Genomic DNA, 19,476 nt, shown 5'->3' with positions numbered 1-19,476 from the left:
AATCCTCAGTCCGCGGGCGGTTGCCACGGCAGCGATTGCAGGTCGCCGTCGATGCTGATGGCCTGTCCGCTGACCATCGCGCCGAAGGGGCTCGCCAGGAACAGCGCCATGTTGGCGATGTCCGCCGCGCGCACGAACTGCCCCAGGCTGACGCCGGCCAGTTCGAGCCGGGTTTCCTCGGCCACCGTCACGCCCATGTTGCGGGCGCGGGCCGCGATAACCCGGTCGATGCGCGGTCCCGCCACCAGGCCCGGCAGCAGCGCGTTGACGCGGATGCCGTAGCCGCCCAGCTCCACCGCCAGCGAGCGGGTCAGGCCGACCACGCCCCACTTGGTGGCGGCGTAGGGCGTGCGCATCGGCACGCCCATGCGGCCGGCGACCGAGCTGATGTTGATGATGCTGCCGCCGCCCGCCTCGCGCAGCGCGAGCAGCGCGTGCCGCACGGTATGGAACTGCGCGGCCAGGTTGATGTCCAGCGTCGCCTCCAGGTCCTGCGGGGCGATGTCGCCGATGCCGGCGGTCGGCCCGGCGATGCCGGCGTTGTTCACCAGCACGTCGAGTCCGCCCAGGTGCGACAGCGCCTCGCCCATGTAGCGGTCGATCTCGTCGCGTCGGCTCACGTCGGCGCGCGAATGGGGATGCGGGCACGCCGCCAGCGCCTGTTCGTCCACATCGCACACATGCACCCGCGCGCCGCGCGCCGCGAAAGCGCCGGCGATGGCGGCACCGATGCCGGCCGCGCCCGCCGTGACGATGACGCGTTTGCCCGACAGGTCCACGGGCAGGGCGCCGATGTCCGCCGGGACGGGGTTCTTCACAGTCATGCTGGTTCCTCCAGGGATGACCCGCGCGGGGTCAGGGTTTCATCAGGCGGCAGGTCGATTCGGCCGGCGAGGTGTAGATCTGGTCGCCCGGCGCGCGCGCCACCAGCTTGTAGTAGTCCCAAGGCCCCTTCGATTCCGCGGGCGCTTTCACCTGCATCAGGAACATGTCGTGCACCATCAGGCCGTCGGCGCGGATCCTGCCGTCTTTCACGAAGAAGTCGTTCACCGGATTGGCTTTCAGCCACTTCATCACCGTGTCGCCATCGGTGCTGCCGGTGGCGGCCACGGCCTTCAGGTAGGTGGTGGTGGCCGAGTAGTCGCCGGCCTGCAGCATCGACGGCTTCTTCTTCATCTTCTCCTCGAAGCGCGCCGCCCACTGGCGCGACGCGTCGTCCTGGTCCCAATACCACGCCGTGGTCAGGTACATGCCCTGCGCCGCCGGCAGGCCGAGCGCGTGAATGTCGGTGATCAGCACCAGCAGGCCGGCGATCTTCATCTTCGGCGTCAACCCGAATTCGGCGGCCGCCTTGACCGCGTTGCTGGTGTCGCTGGCGGAGTTGGCCAGCCCCAGCACCGAGGCGCCCGACGCCTGCGCCTGCAGGATGAAGGACGAGAAGTCCGCCGTGTTCAGCGGATGGCGCACGCGCCCCTTGACCGTTCCGCCCTCGGCCTGCACGACGGTCGACGCGTCTCGTTCGAGCGCCTGCCCGAAAGCGTGGTCCACCGTCAGGAAGAACCAGTCCTTGTTGCCTTCCTTGAGCATCGCCCGCGCCGTGCCGCGCGCCAGCGACACGGTGTCGTAGACGTAATGGACGGTGTAGGGCGTGCATTGCGAATTGGTCAGTTCCGAGGCGCCCGCGCTCACCACGAAGAACGGCGTCTTCTTCTCTTCGGCCACCTTGGCCATGGCCAGCGCGGCCGCCGAGTTGGCGCCGGCGATCAGCATGTTCACGCCTTTCTGGTCGAGCCATTCACGGGCCCGCGACGAGGCGATGTCGGCGCGGTTCTGGTGGTCGGCCACCAGCACCTCGACCTTCTTGCCCGCCACCAAGCCGCCCAGGTCCGCCACCGCCATCTTGATGGCCTCGGCGCCGCCGGGACCATCGGCGTCCGCCGACAGGCCCGACATGTCGGTGATGAAGCCGATGCGGATCACGCCCTCATCGGCCCGGGCCGCGCCCGTCCATCCCAGCACGGCGGCCAGCGCGGCCGCGCACAGTGTCTTTTTCATGTGTGTCTCCTCGATCCCGCGGATCTCGTTGTGGTGGATGGCCCTGCCGCCTTGGTTCAGAAGGCGACGTCCTGGCCGCCCTTCAGTTGCAGGGTCGCGCGCGCTTCATCGGGCGTGGCGATCTGCAGCGACAGGTCTTCCAGGATGCGGCGGATGCGCCGCACCTGGTCGGCGTTGGACCGCGCCAGTTCCCCTGGCCCGTCCCACAGCGAATCTTCCAGTCCCACTCGCACGTTGCCGCCCATCGTCGCTGCCATGGTGGCCAGCGGTGTCTGCTTGCGTCCGGCCGCGAGAACCGACCAGGTGTAGTCGGCGCCGAACAGGCGGTCGGCGGTGCGCTTCATCATCATCACGTCCTCGGGGTGCGTGCCGATGCCGCCCCGGATGCCGAACACGGACTGGATCAGGAAAGGCGGCTTGAGCAGCTTGCGGTCGACGAAGTGGGCCGCGGTGTACAGGTGGCCGATGTCGTAGCACTCGATCTCGAAGCGCGTGCCGTTGTCGCCGCAGGATGTCAGGATGTGCTCGATGTCCTTGAAGGTGTTCTTGAAGATCAGGTCGTTGCTGCCTTCCAGGTAGGGGCGTTCCCAGGTGTGCGAGAATGTCTTGAAGCGCTCCAGCAGTTCGTACATGCCGAAGTTCATCGAACCCATGTTCAGTGACGCGACTTCCGGCTTGAAGCGCAGCGCCGGCGCCATGCGGTCGGCCAGCGGCAGCACCGGCGAACCGCCCGTGGTGATGTTGATCACCACATCGGACGCGGCTTTGATGCGCGGCAGGAACTGCGCATACAGCGCCGGGTCCTGCGTCGGCTGGCCGGTGTCCGGCCGGCGCGCGTGCAAGTGCACGATGGCCGCGCCCGCCTCGGCCGCCTCGATGGCGGAGCGGGCGATCTCGTCGGGCGTGACGGGCAGGTGGGGCGACATCGACGGCGTGTGGACCGAGCCGGTGATGGCGCAGGTGATGATGACCTTGTTCCTGGATGGCTTCATGGGCCTGGACCTCTTGGATGTGAAGGCCCGGCTGTCTCCCGCCAGGCGCAGGCCATTCTGTCGCACGCCGCCGGCCGCTGTCACCTGAACAGAAATTATCAATTGATAGGGAATCCGGTGCTGCGGCGCAACGTAGGGAGGGCCGGCGACGGAGGGGGGGCGGGATTGGGGGCAGGGGCCCGTGCGGGTCGGCGAAGCGGCCTTTCAGTGAGTGCCTTCCTCGTATATCGAAGTATGGGCGGGGGCCGTGCCATCGCTTCCATTGATGCGCCGGAAGGGGCGTTTTCGTAATATGCCGGTTCCGGCGCGCCCGTCCCCTTGCCCTTTTCGATCGATGTCATGAATGCTTCTGTGAACTACGTCCTCGCGGTGGACCTGGGCGGCACGCGCTTTCGCGCGGCGCTGGTCGACGGGGAAGGCGGCATCGCCCATTCCTGCTTCATCGACAGCCCGGCGGGTGTCGCGCCTCAGCCTGGTTGGGACGAGATCGACGCCGACGCCTGGTGGCGCGGCCTGCAGGCGCTGGCGGACACCCTGGCGGCGCAGGCCGGCGCGGCGGCTTTCGACGCGGTCCAGGCCATTGCCATCTGCGGTGTCACGCGCACGCAGGTGTTCGTGGACGCGCACGGCGCGGCCATCCGGCCCGCCATCACCTGGCGCGATACGCGGGCGGCCGCGGACCTGCCCGAATGGTTGTCGTCGCTGCCGGCCGGCCATCCGGAAATCGGACAGATCAACGCCTTTCATCCCTGGGCGCGCATCGCCTGGTTGTTGCGCAGGGAACCGGCGCACGCGGCCCGCGTGCGGGCGGTGCTGGATCCCAAGGATTACCTCAATCTGCGCCTGACCGGCCGGGTGGCCAGCGACACGGTTTCGCTGGCTCGCCTGGCGGCTGCGGCGTCCCCTGTTCCGATATACGCCGGGCCGGCGTCCCCGGCTGTTGCGGAGGTGCCGGGCTCGGCGGCGCCCGCCAGCGACCTGCTCACCGCCATCGGCGCCGACCCCGCCTGGGTGCCCGACCTGCTCGATCCCCTGGACACCGTCGGCCCGGTGCGGTCCGGGCTGCCGGGCGCGCTGGCCCGCCTGGCCGGCCGTCCCGTGATTGCCTGCGCCAACGACACCTGGGCCGCCGTCGCCGGCCTGGGCGCGTTGCGCCCGGGGTATGCCTACAACATCTCGGGCACCACCGAAGTGTTCGGCGCGGTCGGCGCCGAGCCGGTGCATGCCGAGGGCCTGATGACCGTGGATTGGGGCCGCGGCCATCACCAGGTCGGCGGGCCGGGCCAGAATGGCGCCGACACCATTGCCTGGCTGTTGCCTTTGCTGGGCCGCCTGGGCGCTGAAGGCATGGCCGGCGTCGGCCCGGCGATGGATGCCCTGCTGGGCGCGCCGCGCGATCCGCAACCGGCGCTGTTCCTGCCGTACCTGCAGGGCGAGCGCGTGCCTTACTGGGATCCGCACCTGCGCGGCGCCTTTGTCGGCCTGAACCGGCGCCATGGCCCGGGCGACCTGGCCTGGGCCGTGCTGGAAGGCGTGGCGTTCCTGAACCGCATCGTGCTGGAGCGCGCCGAGGCGGCGCTGGGCCAGCCCGTGGCCGAAATCCGTTTCGGCGGCGGCGCCGCGTCCAATCCGCGGTGGTGCCAGGCCAAGGCAGACATCTGCGAGCGTCCCGTCATCGTCGGCCAGGCCGACCAGCCCGGCATTCTTGGCGCGGCGGCCACGGCCTGGACCGGGGTGGGGCGTTACGCCAGCTTCGCGGCGGCGCAGGATGCGCTGGCGCGCGTCGCCCGGCGCTACGCGCCTCGCGCCGATCGGCTCGCCGATTATCGGGCCCTATATGCCCAGTTCCGCGCCGCCGAAGCCGCGCTGGCGCCCGTGTCGCATGCATTGACGGCGCTGCGGCTGGGGTAAAACCCTAGGCGCGATCCGGCGCGCCGCGCTGCCGGCGCGCGTGTGCCGGGTATACACTACGACGCCACAGGCCCGGACCACGATCCGGCCGGCGGGCGCGGCATGATGGACGCCCCGCCATCAATCACATGCAGCAAGGGCGAGTCGATGCGCGGCATCCTGGAAAAGTACGGTACGGCAATCGCGGGATTGGTCCTGGTGGGCTTTTTCGCGATAGCCGCCCCGAATTTCGCCGCGCCCGGCAACCTGCTGAACATCGCCAAGGAAACCAGCTTCCTGGCCATCATCGCCATCGGCTTCACGCTGGCGCTGGTGACCGCGGAACTGGACCTGTCCGTGGCCGACGTGGCCAGCCTGGCCGCCGTGGTCACCGGCGCCCTGGTGCATACCGGCCAGCCCGTGCCGCTGGCGATTGCCGCCGGCCTGGGCGTCGGCCTGTTCTGCGGCCTCTTCAATGGCTTTGCCGTCACCCGGCTGCGGGTTCCCTCCCTGATCGCCACGCTCGGCATGGCCGCCATGGCGCGCGGCTTCGCCTTCATGCTGACGGACGGCGTCTCGTACGTGGGCCGCTGGCCCGCCGCCTTCACCGACCTGGCGCGCGGCAAGCCTTTCGGCATTTCCGCGCTGGTGCTTTGGATGGTGGGCGCGGTGCTGCTCGCCTTCTTCCTGGTCAAGTGGACCCCCACCGGCGCCCGCATGACCGCCACCGGCGAGGCCGGCGAGTCCGCCCGCCTGGCGGGCATCAACATCCGCGCCATGAAAAGCATCGGCCTGGCGCTGTCGGGCCTGTGCGCCGGCCTGGCCGCCGTGCTGCTGACTTCCAGCCTGTCCTCCGCCGCGCCCAACATGGCCGGCGACTATTTCCTGTACGCCATCGCCGCCGTGCTGCTGGGCATGACCATGTTCAATCCCGGCCATGCCAACATTCCCGGCACGCTGGTCGCCGCGCTGATCCTCAAGGTCCTGGGCAATGGCCTGGTGTTGATGGGCGCGGCCTATTACGTGCAGGACATCGTCCTGGGCTTCATCATCGTCGCGTCCGTCGCGGTGTCATCGGCCGTGCTCAAGAAAGCGGCCTTCAAATTCGGATAGGAAGGGGAAACAGCATGAACCGATTCATCAAGCGCACGTTGCTGCTGGGCGCGTTTGCCGCGCAGGCGCTGGCGGCCAGCGCCGCGCACGCCTTCGACGTCGGCGTGGTGGCCTTCCAGATGTCCTCGGAGACCCACGCGCGCGCCGCCAACGCCGCCGCCGAGGCCGCCCGCGCCAAGGGCTGGACCGTGACGCAGTTGAACGCCGAAGGCTCGCTGCCCAAGCTGGCCGAGCAGCTCGACACGCTGGTCAACAAGAAGGTCGACGCCATCGTCATCGCCATGGGCAAGCCGGTCGAGACCGACGCCCAGTTGCAGGCCGCCAAGGAAAAGGGCATCGCCGTCGTCGGCGTCATGTCCGGCGCCAGCCCGCACATGCTGTTCGACGTCGAGGTCAATGAATACGCCACCGGCGCGCAATCGGTGCTGTACCTGCTGGGCAAGATGGGCTACCAGGGCAACATCCTGTCGGCCCGCTTCGACGGCAACTCCGGCACCCGCATCCGCGGCAAGATGCTCGACGCGGTCCTGTCGGAAAACACCGCCGTCAAGGACCTGGCCAAGTTCAGCATGGCGCGCACGCAAAGCTGGCGCGACGACGTGCGCAACGGCATGCAGGCGCTGTTCCTGCGCAACCAGGGGCAGTTCAAGGGCGTCTGGGCCTCGTTCGACGGCCAGGCCTACGTGATTGACGACCTGCTGCAGGCGCAAGGCATGAAGAAGGGCGACATCACGCTGGTGTCGGTCGACGGTGGCCCGGAGACCTATCGCCGCATCGCCGATCCCAACAGCCTCATCACCGCCACCATGATGATTCCGTTCGAGCAGTTGGGCGTCACCGCCGTCGACGCGATTGACCGCATCGTCGTCAAGAAGGAAGCCAAGGACAAGATCGCGTCCGGCCCCTACCTGTTCATGGACTCGGTGCTGGTCGATGCCAGCAACGTGCAGAAATTCCTGACTCCCGCCAAATAGGCCCACGGCAGGCGGCGTGCCGCGCCGCCCGCCGCCGCATCATTCATGTCCGCTTCCGCCACCATGACCGCCGCTCCGCCCGCCGCGCTATCGCTTCGCCAAGTCCGCAAGTCCTACGGCGCCGTCGAGGCCCTGAAGGGCGTCGATCTGGAGGTGCCGGCGGGCCGCGTCATGGCCATCTGCGGCGACAACGGCGCGGGCAAGTCCACGCTGATCCGCATCATCTCGGGCGCCCAGGCGCCCACGGGCGGCGAGTTGAGCCTGGATGGCAAGCCGGTGGTGTTCGGCTCGCCGCATGACGCGCTGGCGCAGGGCATCGCCACCATCTACCAGGACCTGGCGCTGGCGCCGCGCCTGTCGATCTGGGAAAACGTCTTCATGGGCGCCGAGCTGGTGCGCCGCATCGGCCCGCTGCGCGTGCTCGACAAGCGCCGCATGGCGCAGGAGGCGCGCGGCTACCTGCAACGCCTGTCGGTGCCGATCGACGACATGGACCGCCCGGTCGAACGCATGTCGGGTGGCCAGCGTCAGGCCGTGGCCATCGCGCGGGCGCTGCGCTGGGATGCGCGCGTCGTCATCATGGACGAGCCCACCGCCGCGCTCGGCGTCAAGGAAACCGCGCTGGTCCTGAACCTGGTGCGCAAGCTGCGCGAGGAAGGGCGCACCGTTATCCTGATCAGCCACAACATGGCGGACGTGGTCGCCCTGGCCGACCGCGTCGCGATTCTGAAAAGCGGCGTCAAGGTCGTGGAGCGCGACGTGGCGGGCCTGGACGCCGACGCGCTGGCGCACATGGTGATGACGGGCAAAGCCTGATGGCCGAGGGACCCATGGCGTGCTGCCGCGAGCGGGCAGAAGTGCGACATGGCCGCGATCAGAGAACGGACAAGGTCGGGCGCGAACGTCGTGGAACGCCACACGGATTCCGCATGTTAGCGGCGTGTCTCGTTGCCGATGCCGCGCGCCTTGCCCATGACGCTGGACGTAAAAAAACCGCCGCCGGCGTTGCGCCGGCGACGGTCCCTTGACCTGACGCGACGAGGACTCAGTCCTTGCGGCTGGTCACTTCGACCAGGTGATAACCGAATTGGGTCTTCACCGGGCCCTGGACTTCACCGACCGGGGCGCTGAACACCACGGTGTCGAATTCCTTGACCATCTGGCCCGGGCCGAACGTGCCCAGGTTGCCGCCGTCGCGGCTGGACGGGCAGCTGGAGTTTTCCTTGGCCAGCTGGGCGAAGTCGGCGCCGTTTTCGATGGCGGTCTTCAGTTCGTTGGCCTTGGCTTCGGTCGAAACCAGGATGTGGCGGGCGGAGGCTTGTGCCATGTTGGGCTCCTTGCGGGGGAATGATTGGGGTGGGGAGAGTAACGCATTTGGGCGGACTCGCTACGACGCCATCATAAACGGGCGGGGAGTGAGGGGCTTCCATCTGCTCCACGAATTTGCATGTGATTTCAAGTTGATCCATGAATGTCGCTACTATTACAAAAGATAACAAGGAGCGATGGATGAACTTCTGGTGGGTGAATCACAGCAAGTCTTACAAGAAGGAGCTTGAGGGCGGGTACATCTGGTGTCCGCAAGTTCGTCCGGGCCATGTGCAACGAATTCCTTGGCTGAATGTCGCGAAGGTTAGGCCTGGTGACGTGATCATTTCTTATGCCAAACAGCATGTTCAGGCGATTGGCATTGCCCTACATGCCGCAATAGATTCTTCTCCTAAGCCTGGGTATGCGGAGATGGGATGGGATGTCCCTGGTTGGGAGGTAAGCGTTCGATGGGAGCGGTTACCTATGCCCTTTTAGTTGCAGCCCTACATGGATACGATTCGAACGTTCTTGGCACCTAGAAATGCCCCATTGCTGCCCAACGGCAACGCTCAATTGGCTTATCTCTCGGCTATCAGTAATGAGTTTGGACGCTGGGTTCTGGGTAATGTTGAGACGAACGAGGCGTTGATTGTTGGCGTATCAGCGGATGCAGAATTGGAGGCGCAGGCCATTCCCGCAACGGAAAAAGCACGCCTTTATCAAGCGCGTATCGGGCAGGGCGCCTATCGTCGAGAGGTTTTGAAACTGGAGCCAAAGTGCCGACTGACCGGCGTGTCCGATCCGGGGTTTCTGGTGGCCAGTCATATCAAACCGTGGCGGCATAGTTCCCATGCCGAACGTTTAGATGGTCATAACGGTTTGATGTTGGCCCCGCATGTCGACCGTCTGTTTGATCAGGGTTGGATTTCTTTTCAAAACAATGGTGATTTGCTGGTGAGAGAGGCAGCGTTGGCGACCCTGAGAGCTTGGGGGCTACCGGAACGGGAAAATGTGGGAGCATTTTCGGCCCAGACCGCGGAGTACTTACAGTTTCACAGAGAAATGGTCTTTAGAGCAGAGCGGGTTGATTAAAAAACGGGCGCCTCTTGCGCCCGTCGTTCCATTCAGCTATGCCGCGTCACCGCACCGGCCACCCATACATCAACCCGCCATTCCGATACGACGCGTTCAACCCCCGCGACAGCTTCAGCGGGCTGCCGGCCCCCAGATTCTTCTCGAAGCTCTCGCCGTAATTGCCGATCTGCTTAATGACGTTGTAGGCCCACTTGTCATCCACGCCCAGGTTCTTGCCCATGCCCGGCGTCACTCCCAGCAGGCGTTGCACGTTGGGGTTGGTGCTCTTGAGCATCTCGTCCACGTTCATCGAGGTGACGCCGTATTCCTCGGCCTCCAGCATCGCGAACAGGGTCCAGCGGACCACGTTGAACCACTGCTCGTCGCCCTGGCGCACCATGGGGCCCAGCGGTTCCTTGGAGAAGTTCTCCGGCAGGATGTCGTATTTCTCGGGATTCTCAAGATTGGTGCGGGCCGCGGCCAGTTGCGACTTGTCGCCGGTGAAGGCGTCGCAGCGGCCCACCGCGAAGGCGCGGACGATTTCATCCATGCGCTCGACCACCACCGGCTTGAAGGCGATGTTCTGCGAGCGGAACCAGTCGGACAGATTCAATTCGGTGGTGGTGCCGGGCTGCACGCAGACGGTGGCGCCGTCCAGCTCCTTGGCGCTTTTCACGTTCAGCGACTTGTTCACCATGATGCCCTGGCTGTCGTAGTAGTTCACGCCCACGCCGATCAGGCCCAGCGTGGTGTCGCGCGTCATGACCAGGGTGGTGTTGCGCGGCAGGACGTCGACTTCGCCGGATTGCAGGGCGGTGAAGCGCTGCACCGCGCTGACGGCCATGATCTTGGACTTGGAAGCATCGCCGAACATGGTCACGGCCAACGCGCGGCACAGGTCCACGTCCAGGCCGGTCCAGCCGCCCTTGCTGTCATTGACCGAGAAGCCGGCCACACCGGTGGACACGCCGCACTGCACGAAGCCTTTGTTCTTGACGTTCTCGAACGTCGCGCCCGCGCTGGCGCCCCACGACGAGAGAAGGAGCGCGGCGCCTGCCGCGACGGTAGTCAGTGCTTTCATGGTGTCTCCGCGCGGGCGCGCAACTTATGGGTCTATGTCCGCCGGGAGGCGGAAATGCGGCGAATGGTATCGGCCGGGCCTGGGGCGGAGAATCAGGGAATTCCCGTTAAATCCACTGGGCGGAATTTACGGGGCCGGATGGCGCCAGCGAGGACCGCTGGCGTGAGGAGCGCCACCGCGGAAATCCACTGAAACCGTCTGCCCCCGGCGCGTAACCATTTCGATAATTCCTTCCGCGCACACTGCCCTCACCGCGTCCGCATCGGCGGACGCGATTGCGAGGGAGATGCATCATGAAGAGTCTAGTCAAAGCCGCCATGACCGCGGGTGCCGCGGCGGTCCTGTCCCTGGGGGCGCTCGCCGTGCCCGGCGTCGCGCAGGCCGGCGTGGCCATCAGCATCGACGTGGCGCCGCCGCCGCCCCGGGTGGAAGTCGTGCCGCCGCCGCGCGTGGGCTATGTGTGGGCGCCGGGCCATTGGGAATGGGTCGGCGGCCGCCATGCCTGGATCGAGGGCGCCTGGCTGCCAGCGCGGCCGGGCTATGTGTATCACCGTCCCGAGTGGCGCCAGCGGCATGGGCATTGGGTGTATTACGAGGGGCGCTGGGGGCGGTATTGAGGTGGCGCCTGGCGTGAAGCAATGATCACGCTCAGGCGGAGGGAAGCTCCGCGCGGATCATGATCGCTCGCGCCGGCGCGCCCGCCGCCCAGCCTTCGGCGAAGATCAGTTTGCCCTGGAAGCGGGCGTGGGGATATTCAAGCAGGACACGGGGGGCGGTCCTCGAAATGCAGGCCGGCCCTGATCAACCGCGCCAGGCGGGACTGCACACGCTGCGGCGTCTCCGCATCGGAAATGTCCCGGGCGTGTGAGTCATGGTCCGCCGGCCACGGCATGCCAACGTGTTCGCGCACGCCATAGCCGAACGACACGATCTGGAAGTTGAAGTCGTTCTGGTTGGGAAGAAAGGTCCTGGCGATCTCGCCATACATGACCTTGCCATCCACATCGACCGCATAGGTGTCGTGTCCGCGTTCGTCCCAGCCGCGGATGCTCCCGGCGAATCGGACTCGCCCTTCGGCCGCGGGCACCCAATCGAAAGGGCGCTCGTAAATGTCCATGTCGAGGTCTCCGTGCTTGTCGGGGAGCTTACTCTGCTAGTTGATGGCCCGGGCGGCTGATGCGCTTTCCTGTCGCGGATGGCGCACGGCGCGTCTTTGCGCCGTGTGAAGTTGGGCTTTTATCCCTTTTGAGCGACAATGCTGAGATGTTGAGGTTCCGCGAAACCGACGTTTTTTCAAGATGGATCTTGGGGTTGCGGGACATGCGGGCCAAGGCGCTGATCTTGCGTCGGCTGGCCCGTGCAATGGCCGGGCATTTCGGCGATATAGCGCCTGTAGGTGACGGCATCAGTGAAATGCGGATCGACGCGGGCGGTGGTTATCGGGTCTATTACCGCCGCCAGGGGCAAGACCTGTACTTGCTGCTGTGCGGTGGCGACAAGAAGTCCCAGGCGCGCGACATTGCGACCGCGAAGCGGCTGTGGGCCGAACTCAAAGGGAAGGCATTCAAATGACCCAGTTGCGTGATTTCGATCCGGCGAATTATCTGGCCGATGACGAGACCATTGCGCATTACCTGGCGGACGCGGCGGCCGATCCCGATCCGGACGCTTTTCTCCAGGCGCTTGGCGATGTTGCCCGCGCGCGCGGTATCGGGGCCATTGCGAAGGAGACCGGCCTGGCGCGCACGAACCTTTACCGCGTGCTCGCGCCGGGTGCCAATCCAAGCTACCTGACGCTGCGCCGGGTCATGGATGCATTGGGCGTATCGCTCACGGCCGTCGCCAAGGGCAAGGACACCGCGCACGCATAACGCCGCGCAAACAAAAAGCCGCTCTGCGTTGCAGGAGCGGCTTTTTCAATCTGGTGCCCGGGGCCGGAATCGAACCGGCACGCCTTGCGGCGGGGGATTTTGAGTCGGTGATTTACAGTGTCTCTACAGGGAAATGGGGCGAATTCTAGCGTAGGTTGAAATAGGTAAAACCAGTTTCAAATCAGTAGGTTAGAGTATTTTAGCTGAATTGGTGAAAACTGATCACTGTACTTGTACTGTCCCGAAAATATGCTCCATGCATAGCGCCTGTACTTTGGACCGGCTCGGCGGATACTCGCTCTCCGGTGTGTGTCGGTACCCCGATTAGATACATTAGCGGTGGAGATCGAGTCAGAACACGGTCATGGCACGGTACTTACTTCTGACCCATCATTCATCAACAAACCTAGTGAGATATGACTTAGATAGCCTGCGTGCTTCGACAGGAGAATTGACAAGCTGCCGTGCGCACTCAGCAACCAGTTCTGTCGACGGAAGTTGTGATTCGCACAACTGTGTGAGGAGTGTGCGCGCGTCCGAAATCAAAGAGGTAAGCTTTTCATAAGTCAGAGGGTAGGAATCTGTTGCCGCCGCAGCCTTGGTGGCTACGCTCCTTGCATGGACGGACACGCGCTGGCAGTGCGCCCCTTTGTAGTGTTTTCGGAACCACTCTTCAGCCACGAGCAATTGCCCATGCTCCTCTTTTGTGAGGGCCTTTGTTCCGCTCTTACGACTTTTTGCTTCGATCACCCATGCTTCGGCGTCTGGCAGCAACCACAATACGTCTGGGCCTTGTCCGTTGGAGTCATGGCGTTCCGTCGAGATGCCGATCATCGTGCCAAGCTCTCCAAGTGCTTGTTCGAATTGATTGGCGGACGCTTCGGCATGTAGGTGAGAAATCACTTCCTCGAAGCGCTGGAGAAAACCCCGTCGCATGCGATAGCTGCTGATCGCATCCGCGATTGCGCTGGCCTGGGCGCCGGGAACGGGAAGTGCTTTATACGGGGAGGGGACCTTCGGTCGTACGAGGTTCCGATTGTTTGCGTAGGCCTCCCGCTGAAAATCCTCCGCGCGGTCCCGTTGCCCCCACTGATCCGCAACGCGCGCTGCAAATTGCTGCAACCATCCGCGCGTTTGAGCGTCCATGCTTTTCGATTCAGAGAGCATCCGCTCAATGCGGCTTAGGGATTTTTGATGGTAGCCGTCGTGCCAAAGGTTGAAAGCCTTGCGTTCGTCGGCAGCCTGAGAAAAACGTTCAGAATCAGCGTGCTCGGCTTCCACGTTTTCGGCCAGGGTTTCTGCGTGATATTCAACCCAATCGGAGTTACGGTCATAGCTTTTGCTAATAGTGCCAGCGAGCTCTTTAAGGCTATTCACCGCTTTGCTAACCGTCGATCCCATGTCAAGCTGGGCACGGGTCGCGCTGGTCAGCAGTTTGAAGTTGGCATCTTTAGCGACCCAACTCGCCAAGCTTGCGCCCATTAGTAGCACCACACAATGATCGCCGGAACCACGTGCGCCCCGACCAATCCCTTGTTCAATTCGTTGTGCAAGCATGCGAGAAATCGTGGCGCCGCCGTACAAGGCACTAGCGCGAAAGAGTTCGTAATCAGACGTTCCCGCCGGCAAACCATCCATGATCAATAGCCGACAAGAGTCTGCGGGCAAGTCGATTCCGTCGTAGCGACTAGCGAACACGACGGGCCCGCGCGACGATCCGTCTTGCAGACTGCTGACTTGCTCTTGAACTTCCTTCGAACCTTTAGCTACCGTTGCCACATCTGCCCATCGTTCCGCTGCTGCATCAGATGGAACAAGAACCACGGCGCCGCAATCCTTCTTCTCTGTCGTCCAGCTCAATAACTTGTCCGCTGCCTTTCGGGCATCGAACTTGAACGGCATGAGGTCCGGAATAAGGATCATGCGTTCGCTGATGCCCGCCAGGGACCTCGAGGTAAGCGCTTCATTAACTAACTTCGGGTCGGCGTCAAAGGTTCTAACTATCTCGCTGTCATCGGCAATGGTGGCGGACATGTAGATCCTCCGGGGCGCCTCGGAGAATGTGGGGAAGAGATTCACCAAAGGGAGCGCCGGTGTGATCGTAAATGCGTCCTTGCTGATCAACGCGTGGCATAGATGCAGATTGTCTCGTAGCAGAGGCCAAGTTAGAGCATACTTGCTCGCATCGGAGCGAAGTTGTTCACGCACCGCGTCGAGCTGGTCGTTCCAGGCCGAATACGGTACCTCTAGCACGCCGTAGCTCAAGCCGGACAACGTATCATCAAAGGTTCCGAGTCGATCCATGTCGCGAAACGCTTTGCGAAACAGCCCTGTCAGTTCCTTATAGCGCGCTCGCTCGTCCTCGGCTGTGACTTCAAGTGTGAAGGTGTCACGCACAACGGAAAATGCTACATGAGCATCATCGAGAATAATCGCAGCTGTTTTCAATGGGGGCTGCGCTCCTCCTCGGACGCCGAACTTGCTTAGCCCATTAAAAAGGGCTTTGTAAGTTGCGACCATGACAGCTTTCCCATTGACGAATTTGTCGTCGAGTGACGCCCCCCTTTGATATGGAACCGCTGCGATTCCAAGCGATTTGGCTTTCTCAAGCGTCTGACTGACCAACTGTGTCGTCGGAGCCAAATAGAGAACCGGCTCGTTCGTCTCGTTAATGGTCGATTGCGCCATTAGTAGACCGACAAGCGTCTTGCCGCCACCTGTGTGGAGTTTCAAAACAATGTCGCGCTGTTTGCGCCGTTGGTACCATGTGTCCAATACTTCGGCTTGACTGGTATAGAGATCATTGATTCCGGGAGGCTTGGGCAGCCGACGGAATATCTCCAACGGTTCTGTCTGTGTTGCTTTCTTCTTCTGTGTTCTGAGCTGTGCGAAATCAACCATCGGTTTTTTTCCTCTTTGATCTGACTTGCGGCGATGCATCTGCTCCTTGCACCGCCACCGACACTGTCGCTTTCTCCCATGCTGTGCGGTCGGAAGACTGGGGCAAATGGGATGGCCGGCTGACGATGAGTACGTCGGCAACGCCTGGCACTGTGATGAGCGCATGGCGTGTGGTCTCATGTTCCTGGACACTGCAGGAGTCGTCATAGATGAACACTAATACCTGCCTGTAGCGCTCCGGCGACCTTAGATAGGGAACTATGTCCTCGAGCACCTGCTTCTCGATCTCCTTGAACTCTGTCGCCGATCTCGCAAACTTCACTTCGATGAGCAGCCCGAGGCTGGGAATACCTAAATCAGCACGATAGGTGGAGTGGCCGAACTTCGGTAGCGTGTCTTCGTCTTCCAGGTCGGGAAACATACTCCGAAGGATGATCCAGAGAATGTCCTGCACCTCACGCTCGCTGCGGATTAGCCAATTGACCGGCACTTTCAGATCAGCGGAATCCCAGCGCCAGCGGCGTAAGCTGCTTTCAAACTGGCCGAGGATGTGCGTCACCGTAGACGTTGATTGAAGCAGTGATCCGCTGCCGTCGGCGACTGCAGCTCTCAGCGCACGCCATAGTAACGCCGCCTGATGTGCTGACCGATGGCCCGTGAACTCCGCCAGTGCGCGTTCCACTAGCGCGGCGCGCAAATTCTGTCGCTGTTGCACATTGAGGAACGGTTCGGCTTCCGCATGGTCGCACCACCAGTCGACCGCCGCGCAGTAGTCGAGTGGTGCATGCAAGTCGAAATGTGGCCGGCCAATGCGAGCCCCCGCCAACTGAGCCGCGTAAGCAAGTAGAGGGTCAATACGAACAGTCGCCGCACTCGCGATTGCGCTTACGGCCCGAGCACACCAGGCGAGATACTGCGGGTTGCCATTGTGTAGCATGCGGGCGGCAAGGATAAGCCCGATCAAAACTGCCGGGTCATGTAGAGCGTCACCCTGTCTCGCTATGCTTGGATCTCGGGCACTCGCCCGCTGAAGACCTTCCTCAAGCAAAGTGCCGTATCGTAGCCCCGATTGATACGTGGCCGTGTACCCAAGCGCGGCGACACTGGGAAGACTCGAGGGGTCATAGCTTTTTTGAAGCCAGTTTTCATCGCAGTCCACGTCCCAAGTTACTTCGAGGCGTGGATCGCCGCCGACTATGTGTCGCGCTAGCAAGCCTTCGACGTTCCCTCTAATGTTCGCTGTCGTGATGTCCGACCTACATCGTTGAAGCAACTCTGAGAGTGGGCGTTCCATCATAAGAACCACCTGCTCTCTTTCAGTTTGGTGATCAAAATGTCTGGATTAAAGTTCTGAATCAGTCGGAGGTTGGCAAGCAAATCTACAACTAGATTAGGATAGGCGATAGAAACCGGGTGAGTCGAAGGCATAAATGTGCGCCATGACATGAAGGTCAGGTCAAAAACCTGTTTGGCAATGTAGTCGAGACTGCTGAATGTTGAATTTGGATGAACACTCACTAGCATGGGACTCGGACATCCCTGTAGATCGGTCTTCAGTTGCTGCGGCCCAGTAAGGGTAACCAGGGCCGCGCGTGGTCCAAGCGGGACGATCTGACCACGCTCCGGCACGGCGATACCTTTGCGGGACTGCCGATATACGGCGCCCTGTGACGATGCGTCGAATAATTTCCAATCGTGATCTCCGCTGACCTGCACGAAGGCATACTCAACTTCGAATTCTCTGAGTTCATTGACTAGGCTTTCCACCGCCTGCGCCTCGGTTTCTTTGTAGCGCTTGAACGCCTGATGGAAGATGATCCGCAGTTTGTCACCCGCTCGCCAGCCGAAGCGCCGTTTTAGCTCATCAAGCGACATTCGCAAGGAGTTAAGCAGAGCCACCTGATACTGATCGGCTGTTGCCTCGGTCGTGGCATTGCCCAGCAGATAGTTCCCATCACCACTGAACACTGTGGTAATTCCGACTAAGCGTTCACGCTCGGACAACCGGTCAAAGCCAATCCGGGCGCTGCCAATACCAACGACGATCTCGTGGACCAAACGCTGTTGCACCGATAGGGTCCACGGAATGCCCCCCAATTTTGCGTATAGGCCCAGCGCCAGATTATTCAGGCTATAGGCAACGTTGTTCTGCAGGATTGTCGCTAAGCGCACTGCCTGTACTGGCACTCCTTGTGACATAAGCACCGCCTTGGCGGTGAAGTATGGACTCTGGGCTCCAAGGAGAAGGCGGTCCTCGTCCGTGATCACGACTAAGGCCACGTCGACGTTGCGTTGGACTGCGGCCAAGGCAGCCTGACGATAAGCCGGTGCTTTTTCTCCTCCTCTAGTGTCAACCTCGACAAACTCGAAGTCTAGGCTCTGAAGGCGGTACTTGCGTACCATGCCTTGCTGCATGGGGGTGTTTCCATTTTGGGACGGTACGCCATCTCGCAACTGCGCAGCAAACCGCTGGACATGCCCCTTCTGGTCAATTGGAAACAACACTGCAACTCGGGGTTGTTTGTGTTCAAAGCTGTCCGCGTCGAAAGGGCCATTGGCATCAAGCTTGGGATCGACTGGCCACGGAACCGTGATAGAGCCACCAGGCCGAAGGCTGCACTGTGGAGTGTGTAACTTGCGTGAAAGTCCGACGCCGATGCCTTGGCTAACCTCGGTTAGATGCCCGTCTAGGGAGATCGATAACCCGACGCAGCAAGGAAGTTCACCTTGCAGGTCCTTGAATGTGCCAACGATCTGCTCGAGCCGCGCTAGTTGTTTCTGAGCCGCCGAAACTTCGTGCAGGCGGGGCAGCATTTGGCGCTGAAAGGCTTCATAGGCTGAGCCAAGAAGCTTACGTCCCACGCGCTCGAAGTTTAATCGGCTGGGCTCAACATGCGCCTGACTTAGGGCAACACGCTCTTGCCTAGCGTCGGCCAAGATGGCGTCGTCGCCGTCGATTCGCTCGATGCGACCGACAAGCCGACGATTAAACATTGGCAGGATATACGGGTCATCCACATCGTTCTCGCCTACCACGTACAACCCGACTGGATCGAGTCCGCGGTCAATTAGCTGTGCGACGCTAGGCATGATCAGCAACCTCGCGCCAAAGTTGACAAGAACGCCGTTGACGAAAGTGCCCTCCTGGGGTGCGAGCGGTCGCACATCAAAGGAATACTCGGGGAATACTGCGAACGTGTCTGCGCCTTTACCCGAGAGAAGGTTGGAATTCTCTCGGACGATCCTCACAGGTCTGACTCCCGAGATGCTCCGACCTCGAACGAAGAAGGACCGGAGCAAGGCCTGTCGCGCTAAGGCATTAGCGACTGAATGGTCGGCCGTTATGTCGAACTGGATGGTCTGCCCTTCGGTCTTCGCACCGCGTTCATAGGGGAAAAGAAGAATGTTGTCGCCAGCACGCAGGACAAAGTGGGTTCGGACCAGGCGATGACGGAGGGTACGGAGATGGTCGCCGCTCTGGTATTGAATGCGGAAACCAGAGAATCTCTGTGCCGAAAACGTGATCGGTAAGTGATTTAGCTGCATGCTTCCCTCTTCTCCTCTAAACCATACATGTGCTGGACCATTAACGGATGTAAGGCTATGGGCAGAGCTTCAGTGATCGCTTGGTTTATCGCAGGCCTCAAAAACTCTTGTGCACTTTTAGCGGACCGATAAACCGGTGATCAAAAGCGGTAGTCGTTGGGATTAGTAACGGGAGAATGCATACGAATGAATATGCCTCGCATGTGACAAAAACCGGCGACAGCCTATCCTGCACTAGTCCCCAAATCCTAAATTTCTTCGTCATTACGAAGACTTTAGGAGTGCTAATGCGTCAGCGCGCGGTTGCACAAACTCTTGCAGGCTTATCTGACCATCGACGAAACGCTGAGCGTGGGCCTCATCTGCTTCACTGAACGAGAAACCTTCTAGACCGACGGAGGCCCGCGCATAGTTAACTACCGATTGCCGGAGGCTGCGTTCGGTATCCGATATGGTTTTGTGGGGCTGTTGCCTGCATTTACCCGTGCCTGCCATGGTGCCTCCTTGCCGTAGGTAACTCGATCTTACAAGAAGTATGGGTAATTTGGTTTAGGTACGCGCAGCCGCAGAGGTGGTGCGCTGAAATTGTCTTGTTTTACCTGCTATGGACCCCAATATCGGCTGCGTACTAGCCGTAGTTTCCAAAGAGGCTTTGCCTCTCTGGACTC

19 protein-coding genes are annotated in these 19,476 nt (G+C 62.1%); 9 read left to right on the top strand and 10 right to left on the bottom strand.

Annotated elements, in window-relative coordinates:
* Window positions 1-5: 5 nt before the first annotated feature.
* From AruCF_RS23200 to kce, 3 genes are read right to left on the bottom strand one after another with little or no spacing between them, the layout of a single operon-like run.
* Window positions 6-824 carry an SDR family oxidoreductase gene (locus AruCF_RS23200; protein WP_049076493.1) on the bottom strand — a complete coding sequence of 273 codons (819 nt, stop codon included), beginning with the start codon at window positions 822-824 and terminating at the stop codon, window positions 6-8.
* A gap of 31 nt (window positions 825-855) precedes the next feature.
* Window positions 856-2,055, bottom strand: coding sequence for an ABC transporter substrate-binding protein (locus AruCF_RS23195; RefSeq protein WP_049076492.1), 1,200 nt, complete (start codon window positions 2,053-2,055; stop codon window positions 856-858).
* Between the two features lie 56 nt (window positions 2,056-2,111).
* Window positions 2,112-3,047 (bottom strand): 3,5-dioxohexanoate:acetyl-CoA acetone transferase, encoded by a 936-nt coding sequence (gene kce, locus AruCF_RS23190; protein ID WP_049076490.1) that lies wholly within the window; start codon window positions 3,045-3,047, stop codon window positions 2,112-2,114.
* A gap of 339 nt (window positions 3,048-3,386) precedes the next feature.
* On the opposite strand from kce, the gene AruCF_RS23185 reads away from it, so the two are divergent.
* From AruCF_RS23185 to AruCF_RS23170, 4 genes are all read left to right on the top strand, one after another.
* A complete protein-coding gene (locus AruCF_RS23185; RefSeq protein ID WP_235432709.1) occupies window positions 3,387-4,958 on the top strand; it encodes a xylulokinase in 1,572 nt (523 codons plus the stop codon).
* A 147-nt stretch (window positions 4,959-5,105) separates the two neighbouring features.
* Window positions 5,106-6,050, top strand: a complete 945-nt coding sequence (locus tag AruCF_RS23180; protein ID WP_049076486.1) for an ABC transporter permease — start codon at window positions 5,106-5,108, stop codon at window positions 6,048-6,050.
* Between the two features lie 14 nt (window positions 6,051-6,064).
* On the top strand, window positions 6,065-7,024 hold the full coding sequence (locus AruCF_RS23175) for a sugar ABC transporter substrate-binding protein (RefSeq protein WP_049076484.1): 960 nt from the start codon (window positions 6,065-6,067) through the stop codon (window positions 7,022-7,024).
* A gap of 45 nt (window positions 7,025-7,069) precedes the next feature.
* Complete coding sequence (locus AruCF_RS23170; RefSeq protein ID WP_049076483.1) at window positions 7,070-7,840, top strand: ATP-binding cassette domain-containing protein; 771 nt, start codon at window positions 7,070-7,072, stop codon at window positions 7,838-7,840.
* Window positions 7,841-8,069: 229 nt separating this feature from the next.
* On the opposite strand, the gene AruCF_RS23165 is transcribed toward AruCF_RS23170, so the two are convergent.
* On the bottom strand, window positions 8,070-8,351 hold the full coding sequence (locus tag AruCF_RS23165) for a peptidylprolyl isomerase (protein ID WP_006385706.1): 282 nt from the start codon (window positions 8,349-8,351) through the stop codon (window positions 8,070-8,072).
* A 140-nt stretch (window positions 8,352-8,491) separates the two neighbouring features.
* Here AruCF_RS23165 and AruCF_RS29285 point away from each other — a divergent pair, with 140 nt between their 5' ends.
* Together AruCF_RS29285 and AruCF_RS23160 are read left to right on the top strand one after the other, a co-directional pair.
* Entirely contained in the window at window positions 8,492-8,830 is a 339-nt protein-coding gene (locus AruCF_RS29285) for a hypothetical protein (RefSeq protein WP_144419172.1), read from the top strand.
* A gap of 12 nt (window positions 8,831-8,842) precedes the next feature.
* Complete coding sequence (locus AruCF_RS23160; RefSeq protein ID WP_080977506.1) at window positions 8,843-9,427, top strand: HNH endonuclease; 585 nt, start codon at window positions 8,843-8,845, stop codon at window positions 9,425-9,427.
* Between the two features lie 46 nt (window positions 9,428-9,473).
* Here the strand turns inward: AruCF_RS23160 and AruCF_RS23155 are convergent, their stop codons facing one another.
* Complete coding sequence (locus tag AruCF_RS23155; RefSeq protein ID WP_049076481.1) at window positions 9,474-10,490, bottom strand: amino acid ABC transporter substrate-binding protein; 1,017 nt, start codon at window positions 10,488-10,490, stop codon at window positions 9,474-9,476.
* A gap of 293 nt (window positions 10,491-10,783) precedes the next feature.
* Between AruCF_RS23155 and AruCF_RS23150 the strand changes: the two genes are divergently transcribed.
* Window positions 10,784-11,107, top strand: a complete 324-nt coding sequence (locus AruCF_RS23150; protein ID WP_049076479.1) for a YXWGXW repeat-containing protein — start codon at window positions 10,784-10,786, stop codon at window positions 11,105-11,107.
* Between the two features lie 137 nt (window positions 11,108-11,244).
* On the opposite strand, the gene AruCF_RS23145 is transcribed toward AruCF_RS23150, so the two are convergent.
* Window positions 11,245-11,607, bottom strand: coding sequence for a hypothetical protein (locus AruCF_RS23145; RefSeq protein ID WP_049076477.1), 363 nt, complete (start codon window positions 11,605-11,607; stop codon window positions 11,245-11,247).
* Between the two features lie 59 nt (window positions 11,608-11,666).
* Between AruCF_RS23145 and AruCF_RS23140 the strand changes: the two genes are divergently transcribed.
* Window positions 11,667-12,062: a type II toxin-antitoxin system RelE/ParE family toxin gene (locus tag AruCF_RS23140; RefSeq protein ID WP_269880653.1), complete on the top strand. Its 396-nt coding sequence runs from the start codon at window positions 11,667-11,669 to the stop codon at window positions 12,060-12,062.
* Window positions 12,059-12,361 carry an addiction module antidote protein gene (locus tag AruCF_RS23135; protein WP_049076473.1) on the top strand — a complete coding sequence of 101 codons (303 nt, stop codon included), beginning with the start codon at window positions 12,059-12,061 and terminating at the stop codon, window positions 12,359-12,361. The genes AruCF_RS23140 and AruCF_RS23135 overlap by 4 nt, the downstream gene beginning before the upstream one ends.
* A 390-nt stretch (window positions 12,362-12,751) precedes the next feature.
* On the opposite strand, the gene AruCF_RS23130 is transcribed toward AruCF_RS23135, so the two are convergent.
* From AruCF_RS23130 to AruCF_RS23115, 4 genes are all read right to left on the bottom strand, one after another.
* The gene (locus AruCF_RS23130) at window positions 12,752-15,262 is read right to left on the bottom strand and encodes a DEAD/DEAH box helicase (protein WP_083036897.1); all 2,511 of its coding nucleotides are present in this window, start codon (window positions 15,260-15,262) and stop codon (window positions 12,752-12,754) included.
* Window positions 15,255-16,052 carry a PD-(D/E)XK nuclease domain-containing protein gene (locus AruCF_RS23125; protein ID WP_144419171.1) on the bottom strand — a complete coding sequence of 266 codons (798 nt, stop codon included), beginning with the start codon at window positions 16,050-16,052 and terminating at the stop codon, window positions 15,255-15,257. Before AruCF_RS23125 ends, AruCF_RS23130 begins: the two co-directional genes overlap by 8 nt.
* A gap of 503 nt (window positions 16,053-16,555) precedes the next feature.
* The gene (locus tag AruCF_RS23120) at window positions 16,556-18,808 is read right to left on the bottom strand and encodes an argonaute/piwi family protein (RefSeq protein WP_080977504.1); all 2,253 of its coding nucleotides are present in this window, start codon (window positions 18,806-18,808) and stop codon (window positions 16,556-16,558) included.
* Window positions 18,809-19,072: 264 nt separating this feature from the next.
* On the bottom strand, window positions 19,073-19,303 hold the full coding sequence (locus tag AruCF_RS23115; protein WP_080977503.1) for an antitoxin VbhA family protein: 231 nt from the start codon (window positions 19,301-19,303) through the stop codon (window positions 19,073-19,075).
* Between the last annotated feature and the right edge of the window lie 173 nt (window positions 19,304-19,476).

The sequence above is a fragment of the Achromobacter ruhlandii genome (assembly GCF_002082135.1).
Classification (GTDB): domain Bacteria; phylum Pseudomonadota; class Gammaproteobacteria; order Burkholderiales; family Burkholderiaceae_B; genus Achromobacter; species Achromobacter ruhlandii.
The sequence above is the reverse complement of the archived record's forward strand: the minus strand, read 5'-3'. Positions and strand labels throughout refer to the sequence as shown.

Coding starts and splice junctions, on each gene's coding strand:
- AruCF_RS23130 (WP_083036897.1), bottom strand. CDS start 15,262: ATGGTTGATTTCGCACAGCTCAGAACACAGAAGAAGAAAGCAACACAG.
- AruCF_RS23160 (WP_080977506.1), top strand. CDS start 8,843: ATGGATACGATTCGAACGTTCTTGGCACCTAGAAATGCCCCATTGCTG.
- AruCF_RS23150 (WP_049076479.1), top strand. CDS start 10,784: ATGAAGAGTCTAGTCAAAGCCGCCATGACCGCGGGTGCCGCGGCGGTC.
- AruCF_RS23165 (WP_006385706.1), bottom strand. CDS start 8,351: ATGGCACAAGCCTCCGCCCGCCACATCCTGGTTTCGACCGAAGCCAAG.
- AruCF_RS23135 (WP_049076473.1), top strand. CDS start 12,059: ATGACCCAGTTGCGTGATTTCGATCCGGCGAATTATCTGGCCGATGAC.
- AruCF_RS23180 (WP_049076486.1), top strand. CDS start 5,106: ATGCGCGGCATCCTGGAAAAGTACGGTACGGCAATCGCGGGATTGGTC.
- AruCF_RS23120 (WP_080977504.1), bottom strand. CDS start 18,808: ATGCAGCTAAATCACTTACCGATCACGTTTTCGGCACAGAGATTCTCT.
- AruCF_RS23115 (WP_080977503.1), bottom strand. CDS start 19,303: ATGGCAGGCACGGGTAAATGCAGGCAACAGCCCCACAAAACCATATCG.
- AruCF_RS23170 (WP_049076483.1), top strand. CDS start 7,070: ATGTCCGCTTCCGCCACCATGACCGCCGCTCCGCCCGCCGCGCTATCG.
- AruCF_RS29285 (WP_144419172.1), top strand. CDS start 8,492: ATGAATGTCGCTACTATTACAAAAGATAACAAGGAGCGATGGATGAAC.
- AruCF_RS23140 (WP_269880653.1), top strand. CDS start 11,667: ATGCGCTTTCCTGTCGCGGATGGCGCACGGCGCGTCTTTGCGCCGTGT.
- AruCF_RS23145 (WP_049076477.1), bottom strand. CDS start 11,607: ATGGACATTTACGAGCGCCCTTTCGATTGGGTGCCCGCGGCCGAAGGG.
- AruCF_RS23175 (WP_049076484.1), top strand. CDS start 6,065: ATGAACCGATTCATCAAGCGCACGTTGCTGCTGGGCGCGTTTGCCGCG.
- AruCF_RS23155 (WP_049076481.1), bottom strand. CDS start 10,490: ATGAAAGCACTGACTACCGTCGCGGCAGGCGCCGCGCTCCTTCTCTCG.
- kce (WP_049076490.1), bottom strand. CDS start 3,047: ATGAAGCCATCCAGGAACAAGGTCATCATCACCTGCGCCATCACCGGC.
- AruCF_RS23195 (WP_049076492.1), bottom strand. CDS start 2,055: ATGAAAAAGACACTGTGCGCGGCCGCGCTGGCCGCCGTGCTGGGATGG.
- AruCF_RS23200 (WP_049076493.1), bottom strand. CDS start 824: ATGACTGTGAAGAACCCCGTCCCGGCGGACATCGGCGCCCTGCCCGTG.
- AruCF_RS23185 (WP_235432709.1), top strand. CDS start 3,387: ATGAATGCTTCTGTGAACTACGTCCTCGCGGTGGACCTGGGCGGCACG.